Here is a 25,027-nt window from a genome sequence, read left to right as displayed (position 1 = left end):
TTTATGCTAACAGTTCCTTTTCTGCTTCGTTTACTTTACTAAACGAGAAACCGTCAATAATATTTTGCATCAGAGCAGAAATACTATCATTGCATAGATTACCGATACTACCTTCGTGCGTATGGCTGACCGCTTTATTCGGAGTGAATTTGCCCACTTCTATATTCAGACCGACCTGTTTGTAAGCGTCGCGGAAAGGCACACCCTCCAATACGAGGCGGTTCACCTCTTCTACGCTGAACAATAAGGCATATTTGTCATCTTCCAGAATATGGTCGTTTACCTTCACTTCGCGCATCATGTGCGTTACCATGCGGATACAATCCTTCAGTTCGTCGAAAGCAGGCAGGAACACCTCTTTGATAATCTGCAAGTCGCGGAAATACCCCGACGGCAGGTTGTTGCATATTAATGTAATCTGCTGCGGCAGGCCCTGTATCTTGTTACATTTTGCGCGCGTCAGTTCGAACACGTCCGGATTCTTTTTATGCGGCATGATGCTCGAACCTGTCGTAAACTGGTCCGGCAATTTGATGAATCCAAAGTTCTGGCTGTTGAACATGCAAGCATCGAAGGCCAGTTTTGAAAGCGTTGCGGCAATGCCCGCCATAGCGAAAGCCACCGTACGTTCCATCTTGCCGCGTCCCATCTGTGCATAGACAACGTTGTAGTCCATCGAGTCGAAACCCAGCAGGTCGGTTGTCATCTGTCGGTTCAGCGGGAAAGACGAACCATATCCGGCTGCCGAACCCAGCGGGTTACGGTTGCATACCTTATAAGCTGCCTGCATCATCTGCAAATCATCCGCCAGGCTCTCGGCATACGCCCCGAACCACAGGCCGAACGATGAAGGCATCGCAATCTGTAAATGCGTATACCCCGGCATCAGTACTTCTTTGTAACGGTTACTCTGGCTGATCAACACCTCGAACAAGCCGTTCGTCAGTTCTACCAACTCCCGGATTTGTGCACGCGTGTACAGTTTCAAATCCAGCAACACCTGGTCGTTGCGCGAACGTCCGCTATGTATCTTCTTGCCGATATCGCCCAAGCGGCGTGTAAGCATCAGTTCCACCTGCGAATGAACGTCTTCCACGCCCTCTTCGATCACGAACTCACCGCGGTCGGCCACGGCATAGATGTTTTTCAGCTCCGCCAGCAGAACCGTCAGTTCTTCTTTTGCGAGCAACCCGATGCTTTCCAGCATCGTTATATGAGCCATCGAGCCAAGAACGTCGTATTTAGCCAGGTAAAGGTCCATCTCGCGGTCCTTACCTACGGTAAATGTTTCGACTTCCTTGTCTACCTGTACATTTTTTTCCCAAAGTTTCTGAGCCATAATGCGGAGAATTAATAGGGCAGGGAGGCAATCACTGTTGATATTTTGTCGAGAGCGTCCTGCAACGGTTTTGATACCATCGGTTTGATAAACGGGTTCAGATCGGCGCGTATCGTCATTTTCAATCGCGTATCGGCCTCTTCCACTTGTTTCAGTTGAATCCACAAGAAGAGTGGCACGGGCGAATTGGTTGTAGTAAATTTGATCGTTTTGTTCGGTTCGCGTTCTACGATCTGAAAAGTTATTTTACCTACGGGATCGACAGCGAAACTGCAAGAGTCGCTGTCGAACTCGAAGTCTTTGATTTTATCTTGTGGAATGCGGTCCTTCACCCGTTCCAGATTGGAAAGGTCGGACAGCATTGCATAGACACGATCCTCGTTATAGGGGATCGTTTTGATCTCACTTACAAATTCTGTCATTTCGGGTCATTTATGATTAAACACCAGGATTCCAGTTTGAGGGATCCTTACGCCATTCTTGGAGGATTGAAATTTCGGATTCGTCGATATAATCCGTGCGTACGGCTTCTTCCAGGACTGCATCGTAATTGCTCAAGGTTGTCAACTGTACTTTTGCATCTTTGAATGCTTCTACAGCAACAGGGAATCCATATGTAAAGATAGCAACCATACCGACCACATCGCAACCGAAATTACGTACTGCTTGTACGGCTTTCAGACTGCTTCCTCCGGTCGATACCAAGTCTTCGATGATGACAACTTTCGAACCCGGTTTCAGTTCACCTTCGATCAGGTTTTCCAGTCCGTGATCTTTTGGGGTAGCACGAATATAAACAAATGGAAGTCCAAGCAAATCGGCTACTAATGCACCCTGTGCAATAGCCCCTGTGGCTACACCTGCGATAGCATCTGCGTTTTCATATTTTTCGCTGATTACGCGTGCCAGTTCCAATTTGATGAAACTACGAACAGCCGGATAAGAAAGCGTCTTTCTGTTATCATTATAAATGGGTGATCTCCAGCCTGAAGCCCAAGTGAACGGATTTGCCGGTTGTAATTTAACGGCTTTAATCTTTAATAATTTTTCTGCAACTAATCTTTCCAGTGTTTTCATACAATCCTACATATATATTTATATCAGTCTGCAAAAGTAGGTAAACAGAATGAGATAACCTTGTAGAACCTGAAAAAAATGAGGGGTTAAAAAGATGTTATTGAAAATAAAAGGCCACCGGGCAGCCTTCGGGAGGCATTGACCGGCAGCCTTATCCCTACGGCAGCCGCAGCCGTATCCTAAGGGATAGTTTCAAATACAGGGTGATCCCTTTCCGTGCCAGGCGGAGCAGCAGGGCTGGGATAAGTTTCAGTAACGATAGCCGTTTTATCATCTGTTGACGGTTTGAAATGAAACAAAAAATTAAGCAAAGCAAGAATGAATTCGATGATTCGTTTGAATTTGGACATGGTTGTTTTAGGGTTAAATGAATGATTAAATAATAATCTCAACAATCGCCCGTACCGTCTTCTCCATCTGGACCAGGCTTTGGCGGTAGGTTTCGCGGTCGTCGCCGTTTAGTTCGCTGATATACGGGCTGTAGGCTATCTCGCGGGCATAGGCTTCCGGATTGTTGTTGGCCTGCCAGGCGGTACGGTAGTTGTTGCGGATCAGGCGGGCGAAGTCGAGAAAGGAATTTTCGCGGGTGTCGTACCGGCGGAAATCCAGGGAGTAACTGCCGGTGTTCACTGTCGTTTTGCCACCGTGCCAGTACTGGTTACTGCAACCGTAGGCCGTCAGACCGAAATAGTTGTTGCTGCCCGTTGCCAGTTTGCTCATTCCCCATCCGCTTTCGAAGGCAGCCTGTGCCAGTATCACGGTGGGATTCATGTTGAAAGAGGCTCCCGCAGACACGGCGGCCTGCAGGGAGTTCTTGACGAAGTTGATTTGTTGTGCTGTCATACTTTTTAATTGAAGATTGAAAATTAAAAATTACTCAATTTCCGGGCGGTCGCTTCCACCTCCGCTTCCGCCTTCTTCCGGTGTTTCCGGCTCCTTGCCGATGCGTTCGAGGCTTACTTTTTCGATCATGGCGCGTAGCTTATCGCCGGGGGTGAAGATGATTTTCGGTTTACGGATCATGTTGGCTTGAAAATCTTTTTCTTCGACTGTTCCGGAACTACCGATCGACAACCGGAAATTACCTAGTCTTCCAAGTTGAACTACTTCGTTGCGGAGTAAAGCTTCTTCCATCGCACGGATCAGGCCGAGAACAACCAGTGCCACGTCGCCATCGCTCGCAGTGGAACGGTCGGCTATCAATTCACAGATGGAGTCGAAATCCATCATTCCACTCACCGGGGCGGATGCGTAATAACGTTTCGCATCCGCTACCGCTCCTTGGGTAAGGTCTTTTTTCAAGACCAGCTTGTACTTTACTGACATACTGTTAAATATTTAAGGGTTAGTGTGATAAGAACTTGTTTCTGAACTACATTGCAAAGATAATACAGGCATTTACCTTCATGGGAGGCTGTGGAATGGTGCAGGATGTTCAGTGTGTATTTTATTTGATAAATATTCGTCTTTTTTGATACAACTTATTGATATTGTTTGTATATTGTAGTGTGTTAATATTGTAATTTATAAATAATTATGGAAGACAAAAAAATAGAAGTATCTCCCTGGGGGAGAGCCTATGGCGTAACGGAATTCGCCCAACTGTATTTCCCCGGCCACACGCCGGTTGTTGCCTATAAGCGTATGTGGGAATGGATACGCACCTCCCGCGGATTGAAAGCCAAGCTGGAAGCTGTCGGATGGGTAAAATTTCAGAAACTATATACTCCAAAACAGGTTGCCGTCCTGGTGGAACACCTAGGCGAACCCTGAGCATGTTAAATTAAAAAATAGTTCTAATGAACTTGAATCAAAAACAAACCGTTGAATGTACGTTGTATTTCTCGGCATTCGACACGCAAACATTGATGTTAACCACCCTCGAACGCTACATTGCTGACGTCAGAAGCGGAAAACACAAAAAAGCGGTAGAAAAAGTGCAAGCCTATTTAGCTGCCAGTGAAAATGAAAAAGCCGAAGCCGGTAAGAAAAGACTCCCTCTGCTGGTACCCGGCGGAGCGATGGCTGGAGGCCGTAAACTCGAACATATGGTTCGTTACTCCGGTTGCATCTGCATCGATCTTGATGATGTGCTGTTGCCACCTGAGCAAATTCTCAGCCAGGCTGCGCAACTCGGTTATGTGAAAGCCGGGCATATCAGTCCTTCCCATACGGGAAACAAACTCTTTGTGCTGGTGGACAGCGATCAGGAACATCATCTGCAAGCGTTCGAACAGGTGCGTTCGATGATCGAGAAAGACCTCCCCGGTGTAACGGTGGATATCTCCGGCAAGGATGCCAACCGCGGTTGCTTTGCCAGCTATGATCCGGAAGCTTTTTATAAAGAGGTGGCCGAAGTGGTGCATGTCCCGCAGGAAACGGTGCCGGTGGCGAAAAAGGCTCCGGCTGTCCGTGCGTCGTCCTATCCGGACAATTCGCTGTCCAACTACATCGACAAATTTGAAGCAAACAATCCTTTTGCCGGTGGCGGCCGTCATAGCTTCGTGTTGAAGCTGGCTTCGGCCTTGAACAGTGCGGGGTTCGACGAAAACGAAGTGATGGCCGAATGCCTGCGCCGTTATGTGGAACCGGGCTTTGCGGAGAAGGAAATCCGGGGCATCGTCGCAGACGTGTACCGCCGTTACCGTTCGTCGCACGGCAGCAATCCCTGGTGTCCTCCGACGGCCTCTACCGGACAAAAGAGTCTCACGAGTCTCACAAGTCTCACCCCCATTTCTGAAAATCCACCAACAGAGGGTGATTCGCCTCTGGGCTTTGATATTGATCCTGATGAGGTCGATTTGCCCCACTTCGACAGAGCGATTTTGGAGCGTTGCCCCGGACTGATTAGTGAGATTCTGAAGGTGGCTACCGACGACCGCGAATACGACCTGTTGCTCCTCTCTTCGCTGACTGTACTGAGCACCATCATGCCGGGTGTCAGCGGCATGTTGAAGAATCAATTGTATAAACCGCCTTTCTATACCTTGATCGTCGGCCCTTCTGGAAGTGGCAAAGGGAGCATCAATGTGGTCCGTAAACTGGCTGATCCCTGGCAAAACTACGTGTACGACGTTTCGAAAGCGCAAGTGAAGGAATACGAGGAGAAAAGAGAGGCATCAGACAACTACAAGGCGCAGGTACGTGCCGCGAAAGGTAAGAAGCCGGCCGGCCCTCCTGTCGAAGAGCCGGAGCTGGTTCGTCAGAAGCACCTGCACATGAGTGGTTACACGACGACGGCGCGTATGATCGAACAGTTGGACGTGAATAGCCCTTATGCTTCGTTTTTGTATGAGACGGAACTCGAGTCGGTCAATAATACCATTGCGCAAGAGTTCGGAGGGTATAGTTACGTCTTGAACCAGGCTTTCCAGCATGAACGGATCAGCTGTTCGTCGAAGACCAACGGGACTTCTTATATCGAATTTCCCGAACTGGGTTTTCTGGCAACAGGTACTCCCGGCATGTTGACAAAGCTGATCCCTTCGACCGAGAGCGGGCTATACAGTCGCATGTTGATTTACCGCATTACCGGTCGTAGCGAATATCAACCGCTTACGTCGGCCGACGATACGCTTTGCAGCTTGCGTTATTTTGAAAGACTGGGGCAACGGGTGCTTGACATAGCGGTGCATTTGGATAGTTCTCCGACTTTTGTCTCTTTTTCCGACAAGCAGCGTAAAAGACTTGACCGCTTCTTCGAACGTGAATATAATAATGTACGTGTATTTGGCAACAACGACATAGCCTCTGTCGTGTTGCGCCATCGCCTGATCGTTTTCCGCATGGCAATGACGTTGACGGGGATCCGTAAAGGTGAATCGCGGAATACGGACGGTAAAATCGAGATAGCGGACGACGATTTCGAGATCGCTTTCCATATCGGGAAATGCTGCTTGCGTCATTCGTTGCTGGTGAGCACTTCGTTGAAGCATAGCGACACGGAGCAGCATTACAAGTTGCCGGATGCGCAAGTCGACCTTTTTGAGGCCATGCCGGATGAGTTTAAAACGTCGGATATACTCGAAGAGGCTCGTGTCCGCGGAATTAGCCGTGCGAGTGTGTTCCGTATGTTGAAAAAAGCACAGGGGTATGGTCTACTTCTTTTAGTATCAATCGGTTACTATCGAAAGACGGAAAAAGGCAAAAATGTCAAGAAATGAAAAAGGGGGGTGAGACTCGTGAGACTTTTGAGACTCATCGGTATTTCACGTTCTAAAAACGGCCTTTTTCAGAACGGGTAGTTATCGCTCCGAAAACGAGTAGGCATCGGGGTTCTGACGGGTAGGCATCCGTTGGAAAGGTATTAGGGAAAAACGTCTGTTTTACCGGATTCCAAAAGTGCTTATATCGGTTGAATATTAATCAGTAGATAGGGAAAAGAGAGTGACTAAAAAAAAGGTTCCTTTTTTCTCGCCAGCAAAATTACGACATTCTTTTAAACCACCAATCTTTTTCCGAATATTTTTTTCTTTTCTATGTCCTTTCTTATCAATACAATAACAAAGTTAGTACAAAAATCATCCTTTTTTATACGAAAGCAAAAGATGGGGAAAAACGTGACTAGAAAAAAGGAACGTTTAAACTCGTCATTTAACAATTTGTGACATTTTGACGTGTCCTACAGATAGAACTTTTATAACACTATTATTAATATTAAATTTATTGATTATGAACAAAAAGTTTTCTACTCTTATGGTCGGCGCATTGCTGGCATCAAGTGTTGGAGCTTTTGCACAGGGAAACAAATTTGGTACTACTGCTTTTACAGTCGGTAATACTGAAGAGCTTTCTGATGCAAAGTACTATGCTTTGAATGTAGGTACAACAGTTGGCAGCGAGGAGTATATCGGCGTTCAAAATTCGAATGCAGGTGTTTTCCAGTTTAAATCTCTTGCTGAAGCCAACTTGAACAGTCTTGCACAAGTAGACTCATTTCTTTGGAAAATTTCAACAGTGACTACTGATGGTGGTTTCACTCGTTTTGTGTTGGAAAACAAAGCAACAGGTGTTATTTTCTCATTCAATGAAGATAATGCAGTCGTTGGTTCAGCTGCTACTGCTACAGCGAAGTCTCAAACAATCGAAGGTCTGTCACAGTGGAAGTGGTTGGAAAGCCGTTTTACTGGTGATTTAGTATCTGCTAAGGCTTTCACTATCGATTTTGCAGATGGCGACTCTGTGATGACTGTAAAGAAAGATGCTAATAATGTTCTTTACGCTGTTAAAGATCATAAGAAAAATTCGTTAACAGGTATAAGTGTTCAAGTTGTTAAGCCTAATACATGGGTAATGAGCGCTGTTGATCTGAATACGAAGGGTGACGCTGTTAAGTATATGCAGTTGACTTTCGATGGTGCTGCTGCTACTAACAATCTGTTCGCTGACAAATATCAGGTTCAGGGTATTGCTGCTGCTGCAAAACCTGCTGAATTCATTACTACAATTAATGGAACAAAAGAAGGATGGACTACTCAAACTCCTGAAACTGACTGGTTGGTATTGAATAAGATCGGAGCTGACGGTAAAGTGTCAAACAAGTATGCTCATGTGGATACTTCTTACTTCCAGAGTAAAGGTGAAACATATAAGACATACAACCCGATTAAAGTTAGTACTAATACAGTAATGACAAAGGCTGGTGCTATCGATACACTGGGTTATAACTTACCGGGTGATGCCTTCCGTTTCAAATTCACTAAGAACCTGATGACCGATTCTATCAAAATCGAATCTTTGGGTAGCTTTGTTGAATTAGCAACTCCGGTTGTACCTAAATATCAGAAGGGTGGTAAGCTGACTAGTTGGTCAATGCATACAACAAGTGCTAAGTTGTATACAGCTGAAAGCGAATGGGCTAAAGATGTAAAAGATAATACACAGTACACAGTTCTTTCTCACTGTACATTGGAAGGTGAAACCAGCAAGGTTGTTACATTCTATACAGATGACAATGGTAAAGCAGAAGATAACTATGTAAACCTGTATGCTTATGCAAACGGTATCAGTGATGACTTCATGAGTATTCCTGCTGGTGTGTATAAAATTCAGAATGTGAAGACTAAAGAATTCTACGGTGTTCATATTTATACAACAGACTCTGTTGCTGATTGGACTGGCAAAGCAGCTATCGACAATATGGAATTTGACCATATGCCGGCATTCCAGTGGGTAGTTGTGAAGACTGATGTTTCTGACAAACGTATAGCTATTTCTCCTGTTTCTATCACAAACCGTGAATTTAATGCTAAGAACAATGTTCCGGTTTATCAATTGAGAAAAGGTGAAAACTATGATCCTCACAAATTGATCGGTATGTTCAATGGTGTAGAAGTTGAATTTATTCCGGTTGCAGCAGCTTCTGTAAGCAACAAATATCTGGGTTATAAGAACTATACAGATGCAGAGTTAGAATTCAACGGTTATAACTTCAACTACTGGCATCCGTATGCTCAGGATAGATATTTGGATGTAAACAAAAAGGATTCTATCTTGAATGTATTGACTACTGATGCAGGTCGTTTCACAATCGAAGGTACTAAAGAAGCTGCATATGGTTATACTCCGTCAGCAGCAGCTAAGGCTCAGATCACTGGTTTAACTCAGTTGTATAGACGTGCTTATACAGTTAGCTTGGATCGTGAAGCTATCTATCAGAATGTAGAAGGTCAGTTCGTTGTAACAAAAGATGCTGCACGTGTTGATAAAAAGGCTAGCTTCTATTTCAAAGAAAACAATGAATTTGAAAAAGCGGGTGAAAAAGTTTGCTACTATGCTCTGATTGCTCAGAACATCAACACTAAAGCTGGTGTACGTCAGAATGACGACAAAGCTCTGTTACTGTCTGAAGTATTAACAGAAATCAGTACAGCTACATTTGATATCCAGGAAGCTAATCAGCCGTTGTATCGTCGTTTCAATACAAAATTGGAAGGTGTAGAAGATGGAAAAGACGCTCCTGTTTATCTGAAATTCAAGGAATCTTACGTTGGTGATTATCTGATGGATGAAACTAACGAAAACTTCAAACGTAAAGGCATGAGCTACTTAGGTATTGGAAATACTAATATCGCAGAAGCAGGTCTGTCATTCTACGTTCGTCCGTTCAATATCGGCAAGTCTGACCGCTATGATATCAAACCTCAGTATTTGATTTATGTAAGTGACAAGGCTGTAACTGAATTGGATACAATTCCTTGTGATGCAACAAATCATACACACATGGATGCTGACGGTAACAAGACAACCGATCCTAAGAAATGTACACATGCAACTATCAAAGAATCTGAATTCAACCGTTATAAACTGTTAGTAAGTTTCGCTGACTCTGCTAAGAAAGAAACAGGTAATGTTGTATCTGAAGAACAGCTTTACAAGTTCGGTAAGTACACTCGCGTAGGTTTTGTTGACGCTGTAGAAAAAGATAGCGTAATCTACATCTTGGGTAATGAATTTGCAACTGTTGCAGATAAAGACTTGAAGTTGGCTGACATCAAGAAAGCTCTCGAAGCTAAAAAGATTTCTTCTATCGATATGAAGAAAGAAGTTAAGAAAGACGACCATCACAACTACACTTGGTCATTCCGTTATACTGACCCGGCTAATGTTGATCTGGCAGATGCAATCGAAGAAGAACGTTCATTCTTGATTGAATCTAACAATTACGATGGTGAAAAGATCGCTCCTAACAATGCAGCTTGGTTGAAGAACCAGAACAACTGCTTGGTATTGACAGACGATAAATCTGACTTCGAAGATGCTAAAGTAGGTGATGATAGCGCTCTTATCTTCAACCTTTATGAAGGTTCTGAAGACGATATGGCTACAGAAAATGAAGAAATCTCTACATCAACAGTATCTGTATCGGCTGTAAACGGTGGCGTAGTTGTTAAGGGGGCTGAAGGCAAGACAGTTGTTATCACTAACGTTCTTGGCCAGACAGTTGCTAACACAGTAATCACTTCAAATGAAGCTACAATCGCTGCTCCTGCAGGTGTAGTTGTAGTAGCTGTTGAAGGCGAAGCTGCTGTAAAAGCTATCGTTAAATAAGAAGTTATTTTATAATTAAATAATTAATTCTAAATTTTTACCGCGTATCGTAGGGGCGGTTTGCGAACCGCCCTCACAGTAAGTACCCCGTGAAGGGCGAACAAGCGGTAGATATTAATACTAAAGTAATGAAATAAAGTTCTTCTGTTCTACCTCTGTGAAGAGTGAAAACAGACACAAACAAAGCCCCGGTTGGATTTCCAGCCGGGGTTTTCGTTTAGGTCATCACTATCGCTAGCTTACTGACTTTTTTATGGAAAACTTCGCAATATGTAAAGTTTTGCGTAACTTTGTGGCAAAGAATAAATAAAATGAGAATACAGCGTAGGAAGGTGATTGATGATTTTTCGAGTAAGCATGCAGATGCTTTGAGACCTTTGCAACGTTGGCTAGATATTGTTGAGAATAGTATTTGGAGTAACCATGCTGAATTGAAGCAAGACTTTCCTACGGCTGATTATGTAGGAGAAGGCAGATATGTGTTTAATATAAAAGGTAATAGTTACAGAATGGTAGTTATCGTACTTTTTATTGATGATATTTTGACGATCCGTTTTGTAGGAACACATGCAGAATATGATAAGATAAATTGTTTAACAATTTAACAATAAGTGAAATGGAAAAGAAGTTTGAAGATATCATACGTATAGATACACCTGAACTTTTTGAAAAGGTGTCAGAATATGTAGAAGAACTTATTGCTGAAGCAACACAAAAAGGAGCTCTTTCAGTACAAGGTGAAAGAAATGAATATACACTTGAAATCAGCCGTGCAGCCGGTATGTGCGCTGATTATGAAGCTTTGTATTATAAATCTAAAAGCTTGAAATTTAAATCTCCTCTTATTGCATCAATAGAAGAAGAACTGGAGAAGCGTTCTTTAAAACAACGCCAGGCAGCTGCTTATCTGGATGTAAAAGAATCTACTTTTAGCCAGATAATGACAGGGAAACGTCCTATTTCCATGCGAATGGCAAAGCGTTTGTATGAAAAGTTGAATATAGATCCGACTTTGATTATCAAGTTTGCATAAAAAACAAATTATTTATTCTCCTCATTCTTTTACGCCATCGCTATCGCCAGCACGCTCACTCGTACTCCCGGGATCGTCAGCAGTGCTTCGGCACATGCTCCGATGGTCGATCCGGTGGTGATGACGTCATCGATAAGGAGGATGTGTTTTCCTGCCAGGACTTCGCGGTCGACGACAGAGAAAATATTCTGCATATTCAGCCAACGGTCGTAAGTCTGTTTGTGCGTCTGTGTTTCTGTCTCTTTTGTGCGTCGGAGGCTGGTGGTGTCGATCGGGAGTTTCAAAAGGGTGTTGAGGCCGCGGGCGATCCATTCGGACTGGTTGTAGCCGCGCTGTTTCCGCTTTTTGGGATGGAGCGGGACGGGGAGGAGAAGGTCCGGGCGGTCTGACAGGATCGCTTTTTGATACCTCAGGCCGGCCATACGTCCCAGGCGGAAACCGATCTCACGGTTGTCGTGGTATTTCAGGGAATGGATAAGCTGTTGCACATGGCCACCTTTTTCGTAATGCAGGAAAGCGGCTGCATGGTAAACCGGGACTTTTCCGCCGAACAGGTAGGTGGCGGGGTTCTCTTCCAGAAAATTGTGTCCTGTACGGGGCAGCTCGCAAAGACATTTCAGGCAGATATGCTCTTCCCCTCCGACGAGAGGTGTCTGGCACAACATGCAGAGTTTAGGAAAAAAGAGGTGCAGCAGGTCATTAAAAATCTTCCTCATAATCGTTCCCGTTGAATAATTGTTTCAGACAACGGGATGCTTCCCGGCTTTCAAAGCCACGGCCGGCAGCAAAACGGAGGAGTTTGATGTAGATATCCCGTTCGTCCTTGCCTTTGGTCGATTTCTTTTTCGCCTTCAGCAATGATTGGAGGATATCGGCATATTCTTTTTCGTCTATCCCTTCCAGCGCTTCCGAACGGATGGGGGCAGGGATATTCCTTTTTTGAAGTTCGTATGCGATTTTGATGCGTCCCCATTTGTTGAAACGCAGTTTGTCGTTTACGAAATAACGGGCGAAACGATGTTCGTCAATGAATTTTTCCTGGAGCAGACGTGCAATGATTCGCTCGCCTTCCTCCTGGGAGAGGCCGGCGGCTTTAATCTTTTTTTGTACATCCTGGATGCAGCGTTCGGCAGTCGAGCAGTAAGCGGCTGCGCGGCGTAGCATTTCGGGTTCGGTTATCTGTTCCATGTCTGTGCCTTTACGAAGCGGTCTTTGCCCGACAGGTCCTGTATCAGTTCCACATTCTTGAATTCCATCATGCGCAGCATATTTACCACGGCTTCGCCCATCTGTGCGTTGATCTCGAAATAGAGGTAGCCTTTCTTTTTCAGTTTCTGTTCGGCAAAGCGGGCGATGTTATTGTAAAACAACAACGGGTTGTCGTCGGGTACGAACAGTGCCAGCGAAGGTTCGTAATCGAGCACGTTTTTCTCCATTTCCGCTTTTTCCTTCTCCATGACATAGGGAGGGTTGCTGACGATGACATCGAATTCATCTTCTATGGAATCAGCCGTTTTGGATGGCTGGAGAATATCTTTTTCGTAGAAAGTCAACTGTACGCGGTTGATCCCGGCATTTCTTTTGGCTATTTTCAATGCCTCCGGAGAGATGTCGAGTGCTGAAACCTGTGCTTTTTTCAGTAATCTCCTTAAAGTAATGGCAATGCAGCCGCTACCGGTACCTACATCCAGGATGTCAATACTCTTTTTGGCATAATCGTGTACGATCAATTCCACCAATTCTTCCGTTTCCGGACGGGGGATCAGCACTGACGGGTTCACTAGAAACTCAAATCCGTAAAAGTCTGTTTTACCGAAAATATATTGGATCGGCTCATATTTTACCAATCGTTCTACGATATTATAAATCTGTGTCTTCTCCTTCTCAGATAATTCTTTATCTTTGCAGAGTAAGAATTGGTGCGGCTGAATATCGCAAACGCGTTCCATTATCAAACGAATGAATGCTTTAATTTCACTTGGCGGATAATAATCTTTGAGCGTATTTTGTATATAGGCGACAGTCCCAGTCATATCAATTTAATTTTAATGCAAAAGTAATGCAAAAACCATTTATAAGCAAAGAAAATGGTCGAGGTTGAGAATAAATATATGGCTCGTTGTATTTCACTAGCCCGTGGCGGAGCGGGCAATGTGGCACCGAATCCGATGGTTGGAGCCGTGATCGTGCATCAGGGTAAAATTATCGGAGAAGGCTATCACCGGAAATATGGCGAAGCGCATGCCGAGGTGAATGCAATCGCTTCGGTTCGTGATGAGTCTTTGTTGAAAGAGGCTACGATATACGTTAGCCTGGAACCCTGTTCGCACTATGGGAAGACACCTCCCTGTGCGGAGTTGATCATAAAAAAGCGGATACCGCGTGTGGTGATCGGGTGTCTGGATCCGTTTCCGGAAGTGTCGGGAAGAGGGGTACGGATGCTGCGTGAAGCAGGTGTGGAAGTGGTAACCGGTGTGATGGAAAAGGAAGCCTGGGAGTTGAACCGGGTGTTTATGACTTTTCAGGAAAAGCGGCGGCCTTACATTTATTTGAAATGGGCGCAGAGTGCGGACGGTTTTATGGATCGTGGGCGGACGGATAATACCTCACCGGCTGTCGTATTGTCTTCACCGGAGACGATGCGCAGGGTGCATTCTTTGCGGGCGAATGTGGCGGCTATCATGGTCGGGACGCAGACGGCTTTCCTGGATAACCCTTCGTTAACGGTACGGCATTGGGCTGGAAACTCACCTGTCAGGGTGGTGCTCGACCGGACTTTACGTATTCCCTCGCATTATCATTTGTTGGACGGTACGGTGAAAACACTGGTCTTTACCGCTGGAAAAGCGGAAAACCGGGAGAATGTGGAGTACGTCACCCTCGATTTTTCACAGTCAGTCTTGCCGCAGGTGATGCACGAATTGTATATCCGTAAATTAAATTCGTTGATGGTGGAAGGGGGAGCTGTGCTTCTTGAGCATTTTCTGGAGGAGAATTTATGGGATCAGATATTTGTTGAAACAGCCCCTGTCAATCTGGAATCGGGTGTAAAAGCGCCGGATCTGAACAGGGTGGCATCTTTGTCGTTAACGGACGTGAAAAAAGTTCAGAACCACGTAATCACTGTTTTTTCACGGAAAAATCAGTGAGCGAAGTAGTTTAACGGAACTAAAATATTATAAATATTAGCCGATATTGGGAATAAAGCAAAAAATGTTTCTACTTTTGTGGCTTTATATGCAACAAACTTATTTTTGGATGAAAAATAGAATAGTACTATTTGTAGCGGGATGTATTGCATTGTTTCTGTCTTCTTGTCTGAATTCAGACGATCAGGAGTATGAGATACCTAAGGATTGTCAGATAACGGCATTCTCTGTGGATCATGATTCAATCCTGGGTGGAAAGTTGGATACAGTGAAGTTTGTGATCGATCAGGTAAACGGACGTATTTTTAACCCGGACTCCCTGCCGTTTGGCACAGAGATCGAGAAAGTTGTCTGTACAGTGTCTGTAGCAACGGGCACCTATACTATCGAAGTGACTCAGGATGCTTTGCCTGACTCTACTTTTTACTGGAATAGGGAAGACTCTTTGGACTTCTCCAAACCCGTTAAATTTGTGACTGCCGCATACGACGGTATTACAAAGAAAACGTATATCGCTCAGGTAAATGTTCATCAGATGGTGCCTGATTCCATGAGTTGGGAACTGTATGATTCTAGCGTTTTAGGATTCCCGGTGAAAGAACAAAAAGTGGTTACATGGGGGGAAGAGAATAATGAATATTATTATATGTACGCACAGGGAACTGATGCAAGCAAAGGATATTCATTATACAGTTCTTCTGTTTCCGATGCAAAAAGCTGGACGGAAATGACATTGAACGGTCTGCCGGCTGGTGAGGTTCGTCTTTCTCAGATGACTGAGTATGATGACGCTTTATTTGTGCCTACAACCAAAGGGGCGCTCTATTGCTCTGTTAACGGACAGGACTGGACGCTTGTAGATCAAACACCGTCTGTAAATGCATTGTTGGGAGCAATTAATAACGAAATAGGTTTAGGCCAGACTTCGTTCCTGTCTGCAATCGTAGAAGAGAACGGTACACGGAGCTTTGCTTTTATGGATAAGGATATGAAATGGACAACCGGTGATGTTGTTCCTGATGAATTCCCAGTAAGTGGTTTTGGTTCTTTGGCTTCTTATTCAAGTAGTAGCAAGCAAAACAGTTTGACTGTGGTTGCCGGAAAAGACAAGAACGGTAAATTGCAGAATTCAGCCTGGGGCACCATGAATGGTAAACAGTGGGTTTTGTTGACCGATATAGAATCTGATTATTTCGATAAGAGAGAAGGTGTAATGCTTTCTGCTTATGATGATAAGTTCTGCCTGATAGGTGGTATTGGTGAATCGAATAAAGCATTTAAAGATATTTATTTCTCCATAGACAGGGGTGTGACATGGACATTGTCGGACACGCTGACTGTGATGCCGGAAGATTATAAAGCGAGAGGTTTTGCTTCCGTTTTAGTAGATAAAGAAAAATTTATGCTAATTTTCGGCGGTAAAGAGAATAATAATGCAAATGATCTGGACCAGATCTGGAAAGGCCGTATAAACCGTTTAGGTTTTAAGGATTGAGAAAGTTCGTGGAGGAAAGTATAATTTTAGGAAGAATTTAGCGTTAGAAAAAGAGGTGTAGAACATAACAGCATTGCATATGACTTCAACTTTTTTTCAACGGATTCTTATACTGATACTGATGGCCGGCTCATTTACCGGTCTCCACGCACAGGAATATAAATATGAAATAGGCGGAATGGCCGGTGGCGCTTTCTATATGGGGGATGCCAACAAGAATGCTTTCTTTAAAGGAATGAATCCGGCAGTGGGAGCAGTATTCCGTTATAATGCCAACTTCAGATGGGCTTTCAAAGGCAATCTGATGTGGGGACAGGTTTCAGGCAGCACGGAAGGACTGGAAAATGTTTTTCCGGACAATGCGCAGGCATCGTTCAGCCGTAGCCTGGTAGAACTGGGCGGACAGATGGAGTTTAACTTCTTTCCGTACAGTGATAAATTTGCTTATGCAGGGGCGAAGCGCTTCACTCCTTATGTATTCCTGGGATTAGGAATTACATACGGAACAGGTAATGAAGCGTTTTTCGGACCGAATATCCCGTTAGGGGTAGGCGTAAAGTATAAGATCAAGAACAGGATTAACCTGGGATGCGAGTTCTCGTTCCGTAAATTGTTCGGAGATAAATTCGATGTTACGAACGGGGATAATGCAATACTGGATAATCCGTATCAGATAAGTGGCAGTTTCTTGAAGAACAAAGATTGGTATTCATTTTTACTGCTATCTGTTACCTGGGACTTCGGTCCGCGTAACAGGCCATGTAATAGTATAAACAGCAACAGTACGTTTAGATACTGAGAAACACTATGTCATTGATAGAGGAAATAGACAAAGATCGCTTGCCGCAACATGTGGCGATTATTATGGATGGAAACGGACGTTGGGCCAAAGCGCAAGGGAAAGACCGGAGCTATGGACACCAGGAGGGCGTTGTTTCCGTGCGTAGAGTGGTAGAGGCGGCAACGACGATTGGACTGAAGTACCTGACAGTGTACACATTTTCGACAGAAAACTGGAACCGGCCTGAAGCGGAGGTGAAGGCGTTGATGAGTCTGCTTGTCTCCGCCATCCATCGCGAAACTCCGGATCTGATGAAAAATAATGTACGTCTGATGGCGATCGGTAATTTGGACCGTCTGCCGGAGGATGCGCATGCAACGTTGCTGGATTGTATAAAACAAACTTCTGCCAATACGGGAACTACCCTGGTATTGGCTCTTAGTTATTCTTCCCGCTGGGAAATAACAGAAGCTGTCAGACAGCTCGCCGTTCAAGTACTGGAAAAGAAAATAAACCCCAACGATATAACCGAGGCAGTGGTCTCGGACCACCTGACGACCAAAGGCATTCCCGATCCGGATCTGCTGATTCGAACCGGAGGAGAAAAACGCATCAGTAACTTTCTGCTGTGGCAATGTTCGTATGCGGAGTTCTACTTTACCGATGTTTTTTGGCCGGCATTCAGAGAAGAAGAGTTGTATGAAGCTATATTGTATTACCAGCAACGTGAACGCCGTTTCGGTAAGACAAGTGAGCAATTAATCTTATAAACAATAGCTGTTATATGTACAAAAGAATAGTGCTGTTTTTTATTTTCCTAGGTTTTGCCTGCGGAGCATTTGCCCAGGAAAGTGACACTACCCAGGTTGAAGTACCGGCAGAAGTGCCGGTCATTAATTATTCGTCGACGCCGAAGCGGTATAAGATTGCCGATATTAAGGTGACGGGTATTAAGAATTATGATGATTTCGTGTTAATCGGTTTCTCCGGATTATCGGTAGGTGACGTGGTCACTATCCCCGACGCCGGAGGTGAGATTACAACAGCGGTAAAGCGTTTTTGGAAACACGGATTGTTCTCGGATGTAAAAATCCTGGCAACCAAGATTGAAGGTGACCAAGTTTGGCTGGAAATTCAGTTGAAACAACGTCCCCGTATATCGGAAGTAAATTATCATGGTATCAAGAAAGGAGAGAGGGAAGACCTTGAAGCCAAGTTGGGTTTGAAGAAAGGTTTTCAGGTAACTCCCAACCTGATGGACCGTGCAAAGATCGTTATTCAGAAGTTCTTTGACGGCAAAGGTTTTAAGAATGTAGACGTTGATATTGTACAGCGTGACGACTTGTCGAAAGAAGGCGAGGTGATTGTTGATATTAATATCGATAAGAACGAAAAGACAAAGATCCACCGTATTTACTTCGAAGGTAATGAAGCTCTATCAGCAAGGGACCTGAAGAAGGCGATGAAGAAGACGAATGAAAAGTTCAGTCTTCCGAACGACTGGAAAACCAGTATCCTGGAAGCATTCAGTACAAAGAAGTTTACTACTGAAGAATACGAGAATGATAAAAATAATATTATCGCTAAATACAACGAACACGGTTATCGTGATGCAGTGCTGCTATCGGATAGTGTTGTCAACTTTAATGAAAAGAAAGTCGACATCTACCTGAAGGTTGAAGAAGGTGATAAATATTATCTGAAAGATATCCGTTTCGTGGGTAATACGCAGTATGCATCTGACTTTTTGGAATCAATCCTGGGAATGAAACCGGGAGAGGTGTATAACCAGAAGAAGTTGAATGAACGTTTGACGACAGACGAAGATGCGGTTTCCAATGTGTATTATAATAATGGTTATATCTTCTTCAGTGCCGACCCGGTAGAAGTGGATGTGGATAACGACTCTATCTCTTTGGAAGTACGTATCCAGGAAGGCCCGCAGGCTACCATCAACCGTGTAATCATTAATGGTAACGACCGTTTGTATGAAGATATCGTACGTCGTGAGCTTCGTACCAAGCCCGGTATGTTGTTCAGCCGTGAAGACTTGATGCGTTCCGTTCGTGAAATTGCCCAGATGGGACATTTCGACCCGGAAAATATGGAGCCGAAGCCGATACCTGATCCGGAGAACGGAACAGTGGATATCCAATATAACCTGACATCGAAGGCGAACGACCAGATTGAGTTCTCTGCCGGTTGGGGACAAACAGGTGTGATCGGTAAGTTGAGTCTGAAGTTTACGAACTTCTCCATGAAGAACTTCCTGAATCCGAAAACTTATAAAGGTATTATCCCGCAGGGTGAAGGCCAGACATTGACATTGAGTGGACAAACTAACGGTCGCTACTATCAGGCTTATAGTATTTCATTTATGGACCCGTGGTTCGGCGGAAGACGTCCGAATACTCTTTCTGTAAGTGCTTATTTCTCCAAACAGACTGATATCAGTAGTAACTACTATAATAACAGCATGTCGAATTATTACGGTGGCTATCCTTATTATGGAAATAGCATGTATGGCGGTTACTACGGTAACTATGGCGGTTATTATAATAATAACTATGAATTGGCATACGACCCGGATAAATCGATTATGATGTTCGGTCTTTCTGCCGGTTATGGTAAGCGTCTGAACTGGCCGGATGACTACTTCCAGTTTATGGCTACATTGAATTATCAGATGTATATCATGCATGACTGGGCATACTTCTTGGTGCAGAACGGTACTTGCCACAATGTAAACCTGGAATTGATGTTGCAGCGTAACTCTATCGACAACCCGTTGTATACTCGTAGCGGTTCGCAGTTCTCTATGTCAGTCAGTGCAACTCCTCCTTATTCTTTATGGGACGGAAAGGACTATGCTAATATGTCGGACGATAATCCTGATAAGTTTAAGTTTATCGAGTATCATAAATGGAAGTTTAAAGCAAAGATCTTCTCTCCGTTGGCTCCGAGAGCGATCAAACGTACACCGGTATTGATGACACGTGTTGAATACGGATTCTTGGGATCTTATAACAAGCACAAACGTTCTCCGTTTGAAACATTCTATATGGGTGGTGACGGTATGAGCGGATACTCCAGTACGTATGCGACTGAAACGATTGGTTTGAGAGGTTACGAAAACGGTAGTATTGCCGGTAATGGTGGATATAACTCTTATGGTTATGCCTACTCTCGTCTGGCAATGGAATTACGTTATCCGTTCCTGTTGGAACCGTCTTCTACGATTTACGGTCTTGTATTTGCTGAAGCAGGTAATGCATGGCGAGATTTGAAGAGCTTCAATCCGTTTGACCTGAAACGTTCTGCCGGTGTCGGTGTACGTATCTTCTTGCCTATGATCGGTTTGATGGGTATCGACTGGGCGTATGGTTTCGACAAGGTGGATGGTGCTCGTAGTGCAGGTGGAAGCAACTTCCACTTCATCATCGGACAGGAGTTCTAATAATAAACAATGGATTAATTTAAAATTAACAATTCATCGTCAAGCGTTAACCATAATTCGTTGGAACAAAGTAAACCCTCTGCTATATTTGCAGTCAGAGAGTGAAACTATAAAAAGAAAGCGTATGAAGAAGATTATTGTTTTGAGTTGTATGATGCTCCTTTGCTCTTTTGCCGGTATGGCACAAAAGTTTGCCTTGATAGATATGGAGTATATACTAAAAAATATTCCGGCTTATGAGATGACGAACGAACAGCTGAGCCAGGTATCGAAGAAGTGGCAGAATGAGGTGGAAGCTATCCAGCAGGAAGCACAAAACATGTATAAGACCTATCAGAGTGATTTGGTATTCCTTTCTGCCGAGATGAAAACGAAGCGTGAAGAGGAGATTGTGAAGAAGGAACAGGAAGCACAGGACCTGAAACGTCAGTATTTCGGACCGGAAGGCGAGTTGTACAAGAAGCGTGAAAGCCTGATGAAACCTATCCAGGATGAAATCTATAATGCCGTAAAAGAGATTTCGGAAGACAAGGGGTATCAACTCGTTGTTGACCGTGCTTCGGCGATGAGTATTATTTTTGCTTCTCCGAAGATAGATATCAGCAATGAAGTGCTGTTAAAGTTAGGATATTCAAAATAAATGCTTACATTTGTGCGCTTTATGCACAAAATAACATGATTGATTAATAACAATAATATTTTATAGAAAATGAAGAAACTGATTATTTTTTTGTTGATGATCCTCCCGTTAGGAGTTTTTGCTCAGGAAGCAAAGGTGGCAATTGTTAATTCGCAGGAAATTATGATGGCTATGCCGGAAATAGCAGCTATGCAGGAAACAATGAAGCAGATGAATGACAAATATGCGGGTGAGATGAAGACGATGGAGGATGAATTCCAAAAGAAATATACAGATTATATCGCTCAGCAGGATTCAATGACTGAAAATATCAAACTGAGAAGAACACAGGAATTGGAAGATATTCGTCAGCGTGTTGAAAACTTTACACAGGTTGCACAACAGGATATGAATAAAAAACAGCAGGAATTGTTGGCTCCGATCCAGGATAAGCTTAGAAATGCTATCAAAGCTGTAGGTGATGAAAAAGGCTATGCTTATATCATCGATAACAATCCTGGTATCGTTCTTTATACCGGCAATGCTGCAATCGATGCTACTCCGTTGGTAAAAGCTAAATTAGGCTTGAAATAATAGATTCTAATTAGAGATATAACAAAGGATGCCTTTCTATGGAGGGCATCCTTTGTTGTATTATATAAAGAAGGAAGAAATATGTTTTCACAAAAAGCAGGACCTATCGGGATTTTTGACTCCGGCTATGGTGGATTGACAGTCTTTGATAAGATCCGCCAGGCAATGCCTGAGTATGACTATATTTATCTGGGCGATAATGCACGTACACCTTATGGACCACGTTCATTTGAGGTGGTTTACCGTTTCACCCGTCAGGCCGTAATGAAATTGTTTTCCGAGGGGTGTCAGTTGGTGATTCTGGCGTGTAATACGGCATCGGCAAAAGCCTTGCGTACCATTCAGCAGCGTGATCTGCCGGACTGGGATCCGGCCCGCCGTGTGTTGGGAGTGATTCGTCCGACGGTGGAAATGATGGATCAGGTCAGCACTACAAAGCATATAGGTATCCTGGGGACAGCCGGAACAATATCTTCACATTCCTATTCACTGGAGATTGAGAAAATGTTTCCCCATATCACTGTGACGGGAGAGTCCTGTCCGATGTGGGTTCCATTAGTTGAGAACAATGAGTTCGATTCTCCCGGAGCGGATTATTTTGTACAAAAACATCTGGATCATATTCTGTCGGTCGATCCCCGGATAGATACACTGGTACTGGGATGCACGCATTATCCGCTTTTAATCGGCAAAATCAGGCAGTATTTGCCGCAAGGGGTAACTGTCTTTGCGCAGGGAGAATACGTGGCAGAGAGCCTGAAAGACTATTTAAACAGGCATCCGGAAATGGACCGCCGGCTTACCCGTGGCGGAGAATGCCGTTTCCTGACTACAGAGTCTGCCGCGAAATTCTCGGAGGCAGCCTCAGTCTTCCTGAATGATCCGATAGAAGTGGAGCAGATATCTATTGATTAAAAAAGAATCCGATGAAGTGGCCGAAGCATATATTCCTGTTAGCGGTACTGTTTGTTTGTGCCTGTGCCGATGCGGAAGAACTGGATACCTATCTGCGCAATAAAGGACTGGTCGATATCTCTGCACAGGATTCTTCCATTCGTGTACAACTGGTTTATGCAACTCCTGATAATTTTATGGGGGAAGCTGTTTATTCCGGAATCACGCGTGCCTGGCTTCATCCGGATGCCGCCGGGAAACTTATCGCGGCTCAACGGCTATTGAAAAAAGAAAATCCCGACCTTACGCTGGTTGTTTATGATGCGGCCCGCCCAATGTCTGTACAACGTAAAATGTGGGCACTTGTTCGCGGAACCGATAAGGTGAATTATGTCAGCAATCCGGCTAACGGCGGCGGATTGCATAATTATGGAATGGCAATAGATGTAACTATCCTTGATAAAACAGGCGCTCCCCTTCCTATGGGAACGCCATTCGATTTCTTTGGCGAAGAGGCTCATACGAATAATGAAGAGGCTTTATTGGATGCCGGGAAAATAGATCGCACAGCTTATGATAACCGACGTTTGCTTCGCCGGATCATGAGAAATGCCGGATTCCGCATCATTCCTTATGAATGGTGGCATTTCAATGCTTGCAGCCGGGCAGAAGCCCGGCAAAGCTATCCTGTTTTGGATTAGTTGATATTCTTACCAAAAGGAGTCAGGGCAAGGGCTGCCATCTTGAAATGTTGCCTTCCCCAAGGGATACCGATGATGGTGATACACAGCAGTAACCCGAATCCCAGGTGTGTCAGGCAGATCCAGAAACCTCCGAGTATGATCCATAGAATGTTCATGATAATGCAGAGGCAACCTCCGGAATTGCCATTATCCGTAACCGTGCTACCAAAAGGCCACAAAGCCAGCAGAGCCAGTTTCAATGTCTGTAGTCCGAATGGAATGCCGATGATCGTAACCATTAGCAGGAGGCTTGAAACCAGATATTCAATACTGGTGATCAGTCCGCCGAATATTAACCAGATGATATTACCTAAAAATTTCATACTTGCGTGATTTATAGTTCCTACAAATGTAGCATAATTCTACTTAAAAGCAATAGTTATCGGAGCTGAAACCGATAGGCACCGCTTCATCCGCGGGTAGGCATCCGTTTGAAACCTTCCTGTCCGGCTATTTATTCCGTTATCAGAAGTGTATCGGCAACTTCTATATGCCGTGTTTGCATGCTGTCCAATTCGGCAAGTACCTGTTGTTTTACGATAGCAAAACTGTCGCGGAGTTCCGCTTTGACAGGCAATGAAGGAGGTGCCTCCATGTTCAGGGGATTTATCGGCTGGCCGTTTTTGTGTACACGGAAATCGAGATGAGGACCAGTCGAGAGACCGGTAGAACCCACATAGGCGATCACTTCACCTTGCTGCACATGACTGCCCACCTGTATGCCTTTGGCGAACTTACTGAGATGCATATAAGTGGTGGTATATACGGAGTTGTGTTTTACTTTCAGGAAATTTCCGCCTCCATTCTGATATCCTTTGGCAATAACGGTTCCGGCTCCGATGCTTTTAACCGGGGTACCGACCGGTGCTGCATAATCAACCCCGTGGTGAGCGCGATAACGTTTCAGAATCGGATGGAAACGGGCATTCGTAAAGCGTGACGTGATACGGAAGATATCCAGCGGGGCTTTCAGGAATGCTTTACGCAAACTGTTCCCGTCCTGGTCGAAGTATTCGAATACGCTGTCCTGGGTAAAGGGGATGGCTACGAAGTCTTTTCCCTGATGAGTAAAAATTGCTCCCTGGATACCGCTTATATTCAGTGCAGTTGTGTCGTCGATATAAGCAATATCATAGAGGACACGGAAAGAATCCCCTTCTTTTACATCATAAAAGTCTATTTGCCAGGCAAAGACATCGGCAATATTGATCGCCAGCAGCGGGTTTACGCCTTTCGATTGTAATACGTTCCATAAGGAGGAATTGATCGTTCCTTCTACGTACTGGCGTTTTAAAGTAATAGGCTTGTTAAACTCGTAGGCACTGATCGTATCGCCGGTAAAGTCGATCACTGCGTAATCGGTTTTCGATTTAGCAAAAGCAATGTAGCGTATCTGTGCAGTGCTGTCTTGCATGGAGAAGGTATAATAATGCATGCCCGCCTGTAGCTTTGTAGGGTCCAGAACTTCTTTGGACGATCTGCTGATACTGTCAGCCATTAAGGCAGAGAAACCGAGGTTAGAGAAGATTGCAGCCGGATTATCACCGTTTTTCATCTTATACTCTTTCAGGTCGAGTGTATCGATACAGATACCGTATTGATATACGCGTTGGAGACTGTCGATCCATTCGCTGTCAACTTCTTCTTCGCATTGTTTAGGGGTGTTTTTGCAGGAGATACCTACTATGAACAGTAAAATCAAAATAGGTGCAATGCCTGATCTCTTCATTATATCCTCATTTATAGTTTGTTCGTCGGGTGCAAACTTACGGAAAATAATGTAAAGCATCAGGCGCA

The 25,027-nt window shown here is 44.3% G+C and carries 24 protein-coding genes; 14 read left to right on the top strand and 10 right to left on the bottom strand.

Going from position 1 to position 25,027, the window contains the following annotated elements; translation table 11 throughout:
* Position 1: 1 nt before the first annotated feature.
* The 5 genes from argH to HMPREF1535_RS04110 all read right to left on the bottom strand — a co-directional run bounded on the left by argH (position 2) and on the right by HMPREF1535_RS04110 (position 3,742).
* Positions 2-1,339 (bottom strand): argininosuccinate lyase, encoded by a 1,338-nt coding sequence (argH, locus tag HMPREF1535_RS04130; RefSeq protein ID WP_046145370.1) that lies wholly within the window; start codon positions 1,337-1,339, stop codon positions 2-4.
* A gap of 11 nt (positions 1,340-1,350) precedes the next feature.
* Positions 1,351-1,761, bottom strand: coding sequence for an SRPBCC family protein (locus HMPREF1535_RS04125; protein WP_007654986.1), 411 nt, complete (start codon positions 1,759-1,761; stop codon positions 1,351-1,353).
* 16 nt (positions 1,762-1,777) lie between these two features.
* A complete protein-coding gene (gene pyrE, locus HMPREF1535_RS04120; RefSeq protein ID WP_007654984.1) occupies positions 1,778-2,416 on the bottom strand; it encodes an orotate phosphoribosyltransferase in 639 nt (212 codons plus the stop codon).
* A gap of 375 nt (positions 2,417-2,791) precedes the next feature.
* Positions 2,792-3,259, bottom strand: coding sequence for a glucosaminidase domain-containing protein (locus HMPREF1535_RS04115; protein ID WP_046145369.1), 468 nt, complete (start codon positions 3,257-3,259; stop codon positions 2,792-2,794).
* A gap of 30 nt (positions 3,260-3,289) precedes the next feature.
* Complete coding sequence (locus HMPREF1535_RS04110; RefSeq protein ID WP_046145368.1) at positions 3,290-3,742, bottom strand: HU family DNA-binding protein; 453 nt, start codon at positions 3,740-3,742, stop codon at positions 3,290-3,292.
* A 210-nt stretch (positions 3,743-3,952) separates the two neighbouring features.
* On the opposite strand from HMPREF1535_RS04110, the gene HMPREF1535_RS04105 reads away from it, so the two are divergent.
* The 5 genes from HMPREF1535_RS04105 (at position 3,953) to HMPREF1535_RS04085 (ending at position 11,498) form a co-directional block, all read left to right on the top strand.
* Entirely contained in the window at positions 3,953-4,189 is a 237-nt protein-coding gene (locus tag HMPREF1535_RS04105; protein ID WP_007654976.1) for a DUF4248 domain-containing protein, read from the top strand.
* A 26-nt stretch (positions 4,190-4,215) separates the two neighbouring features.
* On the top strand, positions 4,216-6,579 hold the full coding sequence (locus tag HMPREF1535_RS04100) for a DUF3987 domain-containing protein (RefSeq protein WP_046145367.1): 2,364 nt from the start codon (positions 4,216-4,218) through the stop codon (positions 6,577-6,579).
* Between the two features lie 508 nt (positions 6,580-7,087).
* Complete coding sequence (locus HMPREF1535_RS04095; protein WP_046145366.1) at positions 7,088-10,465, top strand: DUF6383 domain-containing protein; 3,378 nt, start codon at positions 7,088-7,090, stop codon at positions 10,463-10,465.
* 311 nt (positions 10,466-10,776) lie between these two features.
* Positions 10,777-11,070 carry a type II toxin-antitoxin system HigB family toxin gene (locus HMPREF1535_RS04090; protein WP_046145365.1) on the top strand — a complete coding sequence of 98 codons (294 nt, stop codon included), beginning with the start codon at positions 10,777-10,779 and terminating at the stop codon, positions 11,068-11,070.
* An 11-nt stretch (positions 11,071-11,081) separates the two neighbouring features.
* Positions 11,082-11,498, top strand: a complete 417-nt coding sequence (locus HMPREF1535_RS04085) for a helix-turn-helix transcriptional regulator (protein ID WP_046145364.1) — start codon at positions 11,082-11,084, stop codon at positions 11,496-11,498.
* 29 nt (positions 11,499-11,527) lie between these two features.
* Here the strand turns inward: HMPREF1535_RS04085 and HMPREF1535_RS04080 are convergent, their stop codons facing one another.
* The 3 genes from HMPREF1535_RS04080 to prmC are packed head-to-tail and all read right to left on the bottom strand — an operon-like array spanning position 11,528 to position 13,531.
* On the bottom strand, positions 11,528-12,214 hold the full coding sequence (locus HMPREF1535_RS04080) for a ComF family protein (protein ID WP_046145363.1): 687 nt from the start codon (positions 12,212-12,214) through the stop codon (positions 11,528-11,530).
* Positions 12,198-12,686 carry a regulatory protein RecX gene (locus HMPREF1535_RS04075; protein WP_010801965.1) on the bottom strand — a complete coding sequence of 163 codons (489 nt, stop codon included), beginning with the start codon at positions 12,684-12,686 and terminating at the stop codon, positions 12,198-12,200. Before HMPREF1535_RS04075 ends, HMPREF1535_RS04080 begins: the two co-directional genes overlap by 17 nt.
* Entirely contained in the window at positions 12,674-13,531 is an 858-nt protein-coding gene (prmC, locus tag HMPREF1535_RS04070; RefSeq protein ID WP_007654963.1) for a peptide chain release factor N(5)-glutamine methyltransferase, read from the bottom strand. Before prmC ends, HMPREF1535_RS04075 begins: the two co-directional genes overlap by 13 nt.
* 54 nt (positions 13,532-13,585) lie before the next feature.
* On the opposite strand from prmC, the gene ribD reads away from it, so the two are divergent.
* The 9 genes from ribD to HMPREF1535_RS04025 all read left to right on the top strand — a co-directional run bounded on the left by ribD (position 13,586) and on the right by HMPREF1535_RS04025 (position 23,188).
* Positions 13,586-14,647 (top strand): bifunctional diaminohydroxyphosphoribosylaminopyrimidine deaminase/5-amino-6-(5-phosphoribosylamino)uracil reductase RibD, encoded by a 1,062-nt coding sequence (ribD, locus tag HMPREF1535_RS04065; protein ID WP_046145362.1) that lies wholly within the window; start codon positions 13,586-13,588, stop codon positions 14,645-14,647.
* A 64-nt stretch (positions 14,648-14,711) separates the two neighbouring features.
* On the top strand, positions 14,712-16,142 hold the full coding sequence (gene bamI / locus HMPREF1535_RS04060; protein ID WP_046145361.1) for a BamI family beta-barrel-assembly machinery protein: 1,431 nt from the start codon (positions 14,712-14,714) through the stop codon (positions 16,140-16,142).
* A gap of 79 nt (positions 16,143-16,221) precedes the next feature.
* Entirely contained in the window at positions 16,222-16,941 is a 720-nt protein-coding gene (gene porG / locus HMPREF1535_RS04055; RefSeq protein ID WP_010801969.1) for a type IX secretion system protein PorG, read from the top strand.
* An 8-nt stretch (positions 16,942-16,949) separates the two neighbouring features.
* Positions 16,950-17,693 carry an undecaprenyl pyrophosphate synthase gene (gene uppS, locus HMPREF1535_RS04050; RefSeq protein WP_046145360.1) on the top strand — a complete coding sequence of 248 codons (744 nt, stop codon included), beginning with the start codon at positions 16,950-16,952 and terminating at the stop codon, positions 17,691-17,693.
* Between the two features lie 14 nt (positions 17,694-17,707).
* Complete coding sequence (bamA, locus tag HMPREF1535_RS04045) at positions 17,708-20,380, top strand: outer membrane protein assembly factor BamA (protein WP_046145359.1); 2,673 nt, start codon at positions 17,708-17,710, stop codon at positions 20,378-20,380.
* Between the two features lie 124 nt (positions 20,381-20,504).
* Positions 20,505-21,020: an OmpH/Skp family outer membrane protein gene (locus HMPREF1535_RS04040; RefSeq protein WP_007654951.1), complete on the top strand. Its 516-nt coding sequence runs from the start codon at positions 20,505-20,507 to the stop codon at positions 21,018-21,020.
* A gap of 69 nt (positions 21,021-21,089) precedes the next feature.
* A complete protein-coding gene (locus HMPREF1535_RS04035) occupies positions 21,090-21,593 on the top strand; it encodes an OmpH/Skp family outer membrane protein (RefSeq protein ID WP_007654948.1) in 504 nt (167 codons plus the stop codon).
* Positions 21,594-21,674: 81 nt separating this feature from the next.
* The gene (gene murI / locus HMPREF1535_RS04030) at positions 21,675-22,508 is read left to right on the top strand and encodes a glutamate racemase (protein WP_007654946.1); all 834 of its coding nucleotides are present in this window, start codon (positions 21,675-21,677) and stop codon (positions 22,506-22,508) included.
* An 11-nt stretch (positions 22,509-22,519) separates the two neighbouring features.
* Positions 22,520-23,188, top strand: coding sequence for a M15 family metallopeptidase (locus tag HMPREF1535_RS04025; RefSeq protein WP_007654944.1), 669 nt, complete (start codon positions 22,520-22,522; stop codon positions 23,186-23,188).
* Here HMPREF1535_RS04025 and HMPREF1535_RS04020 read toward each other — a convergent pair.
* Together HMPREF1535_RS04020 and HMPREF1535_RS04015 are read right to left on the bottom strand one after the other, a co-directional pair.
* Positions 23,185-23,553 (bottom strand): YccF domain-containing protein, encoded by a 369-nt coding sequence (locus tag HMPREF1535_RS04020; RefSeq protein ID WP_007654943.1) that lies wholly within the window; start codon positions 23,551-23,553, stop codon positions 23,185-23,187. The genes HMPREF1535_RS04025 and HMPREF1535_RS04020 overlap by 4 nt on opposite strands.
* Before the next feature lie 131 nt (positions 23,554-23,684).
* Positions 23,685-24,959 (bottom strand): peptidoglycan DD-metalloendopeptidase family protein, encoded by a 1,275-nt coding sequence (locus tag HMPREF1535_RS04015; protein ID WP_007654941.1) that lies wholly within the window; start codon positions 24,957-24,959, stop codon positions 23,685-23,687.
* Positions 24,960-25,027 lie beyond the last annotated feature (68 nt).

This window comes from Parabacteroides goldsteinii DSM 19448 = WAL 12034, from assembly GCF_000969835.1.
GTDB classification, from domain to species: Bacteria; Bacteroidota; Bacteroidia; order Bacteroidales; family Tannerellaceae; genus Parabacteroides; species Parabacteroides goldsteinii.
The sequence above is the reverse complement of the archived record's forward strand: the minus strand, read 5'-3'. Positions and strand labels throughout refer to the sequence as shown.

Bases quoted from the DNA above. Each gene is read 5' to 3' on its own strand.
- pyrE (WP_007654984.1), bottom strand. From the start codon at position 2,416: ATGAAAACACTGGAAAGATTAGTTGCAGAAAAATTATTAAAGATTAAA.
- HMPREF1535_RS04035 (WP_007654948.1), top strand. From the start codon at position 21,090: ATGAAGAAACTGATTATTTTTTTGTTGATGATCCTCCCGTTAGGAGTT.
- argH (WP_046145370.1), bottom strand. From the start codon at position 1,339: ATGGCTCAGAAACTTTGGGAAAAAAATGTACAGGTAGACAAGGAAGTC.
- porG (WP_010801969.1), top strand. From the start codon at position 16,222: ATGACTTCAACTTTTTTTCAACGGATTCTTATACTGATACTGATGGCC.
- HMPREF1535_RS04105 (WP_007654976.1), top strand. From the start codon at position 3,953: ATGGAAGACAAAAAAATAGAAGTATCTCCCTGGGGGAGAGCCTATGGC.
- HMPREF1535_RS04095 (WP_046145366.1), top strand. From the start codon at position 7,088: ATGAACAAAAAGTTTTCTACTCTTATGGTCGGCGCATTGCTGGCATCA.
- HMPREF1535_RS04090 (WP_046145365.1), top strand. From the start codon at position 10,777: ATGAGAATACAGCGTAGGAAGGTGATTGATGATTTTTCGAGTAAGCAT.
- HMPREF1535_RS04025 (WP_007654944.1), top strand. From the start codon at position 22,520: ATGAAGTGGCCGAAGCATATATTCCTGTTAGCGGTACTGTTTGTTTGT.
- HMPREF1535_RS04115 (WP_046145369.1), bottom strand. From the start codon at position 3,259: ATGACAGCACAACAAATCAACTTCGTCAAGAACTCCCTGCAGGCCGCC.
- HMPREF1535_RS04015 (WP_007654941.1), bottom strand. From the start codon at position 24,959: ATGAAGAGATCAGGCATTGCACCTATTTTGATTTTACTGTTCATAGTA.
- HMPREF1535_RS04075 (WP_010801965.1), bottom strand. From the start codon at position 12,686: ATGGAACAGATAACCGAACCCGAAATGCTACGCCGCGCAGCCGCTTAC.
- HMPREF1535_RS04040 (WP_007654951.1), top strand. From the start codon at position 20,505: ATGAAGAAGATTATTGTTTTGAGTTGTATGATGCTCCTTTGCTCTTTT.
- bamI (WP_046145361.1), top strand. From the start codon at position 14,712: ATGTTTCTACTTTTGTGGCTTTATATGCAACAAACTTATTTTTGGATG.
- HMPREF1535_RS04110 (WP_046145368.1), bottom strand. From the start codon at position 3,742: ATGTCAGTAAAGTACAAGCTGGTCTTGAAAAAAGACCTTACCCAAGGA.
- HMPREF1535_RS04080 (WP_046145363.1), bottom strand. From the start codon at position 12,214: ATGAGGAAGATTTTTAATGACCTGCTGCACCTCTTTTTTCCTAAACTC.
- ribD (WP_046145362.1), top strand. From the start codon at position 13,586: ATGGTCGAGGTTGAGAATAAATATATGGCTCGTTGTATTTCACTAGCC.
- HMPREF1535_RS04100 (WP_046145367.1), top strand. From the start codon at position 4,216: ATGAACTTGAATCAAAAACAAACCGTTGAATGTACGTTGTATTTCTCG.
- murI (WP_007654946.1), top strand. From the start codon at position 21,675: ATGTTTTCACAAAAAGCAGGACCTATCGGGATTTTTGACTCCGGCTAT.
- HMPREF1535_RS04085 (WP_046145364.1), top strand. From the start codon at position 11,082: ATGGAAAAGAAGTTTGAAGATATCATACGTATAGATACACCTGAACTT.
- uppS (WP_046145360.1), top strand. From the start codon at position 16,950: ATGTCATTGATAGAGGAAATAGACAAAGATCGCTTGCCGCAACATGTG.
- bamA (WP_046145359.1), top strand. From the start codon at position 17,708: ATGTACAAAAGAATAGTGCTGTTTTTTATTTTCCTAGGTTTTGCCTGC.
- HMPREF1535_RS04125 (WP_007654986.1), bottom strand. From the start codon at position 1,761: ATGACAGAATTTGTAAGTGAGATCAAAACGATCCCCTATAACGAGGAT.
- HMPREF1535_RS04020 (WP_007654943.1), bottom strand. From the start codon at position 23,553: ATGAAATTTTTAGGTAATATCATCTGGTTAATATTCGGCGGACTGATC.
- prmC (WP_007654963.1), bottom strand. From the start codon at position 13,531: ATGACTGGGACTGTCGCCTATATACAAAATACGCTCAAAGATTATTAT.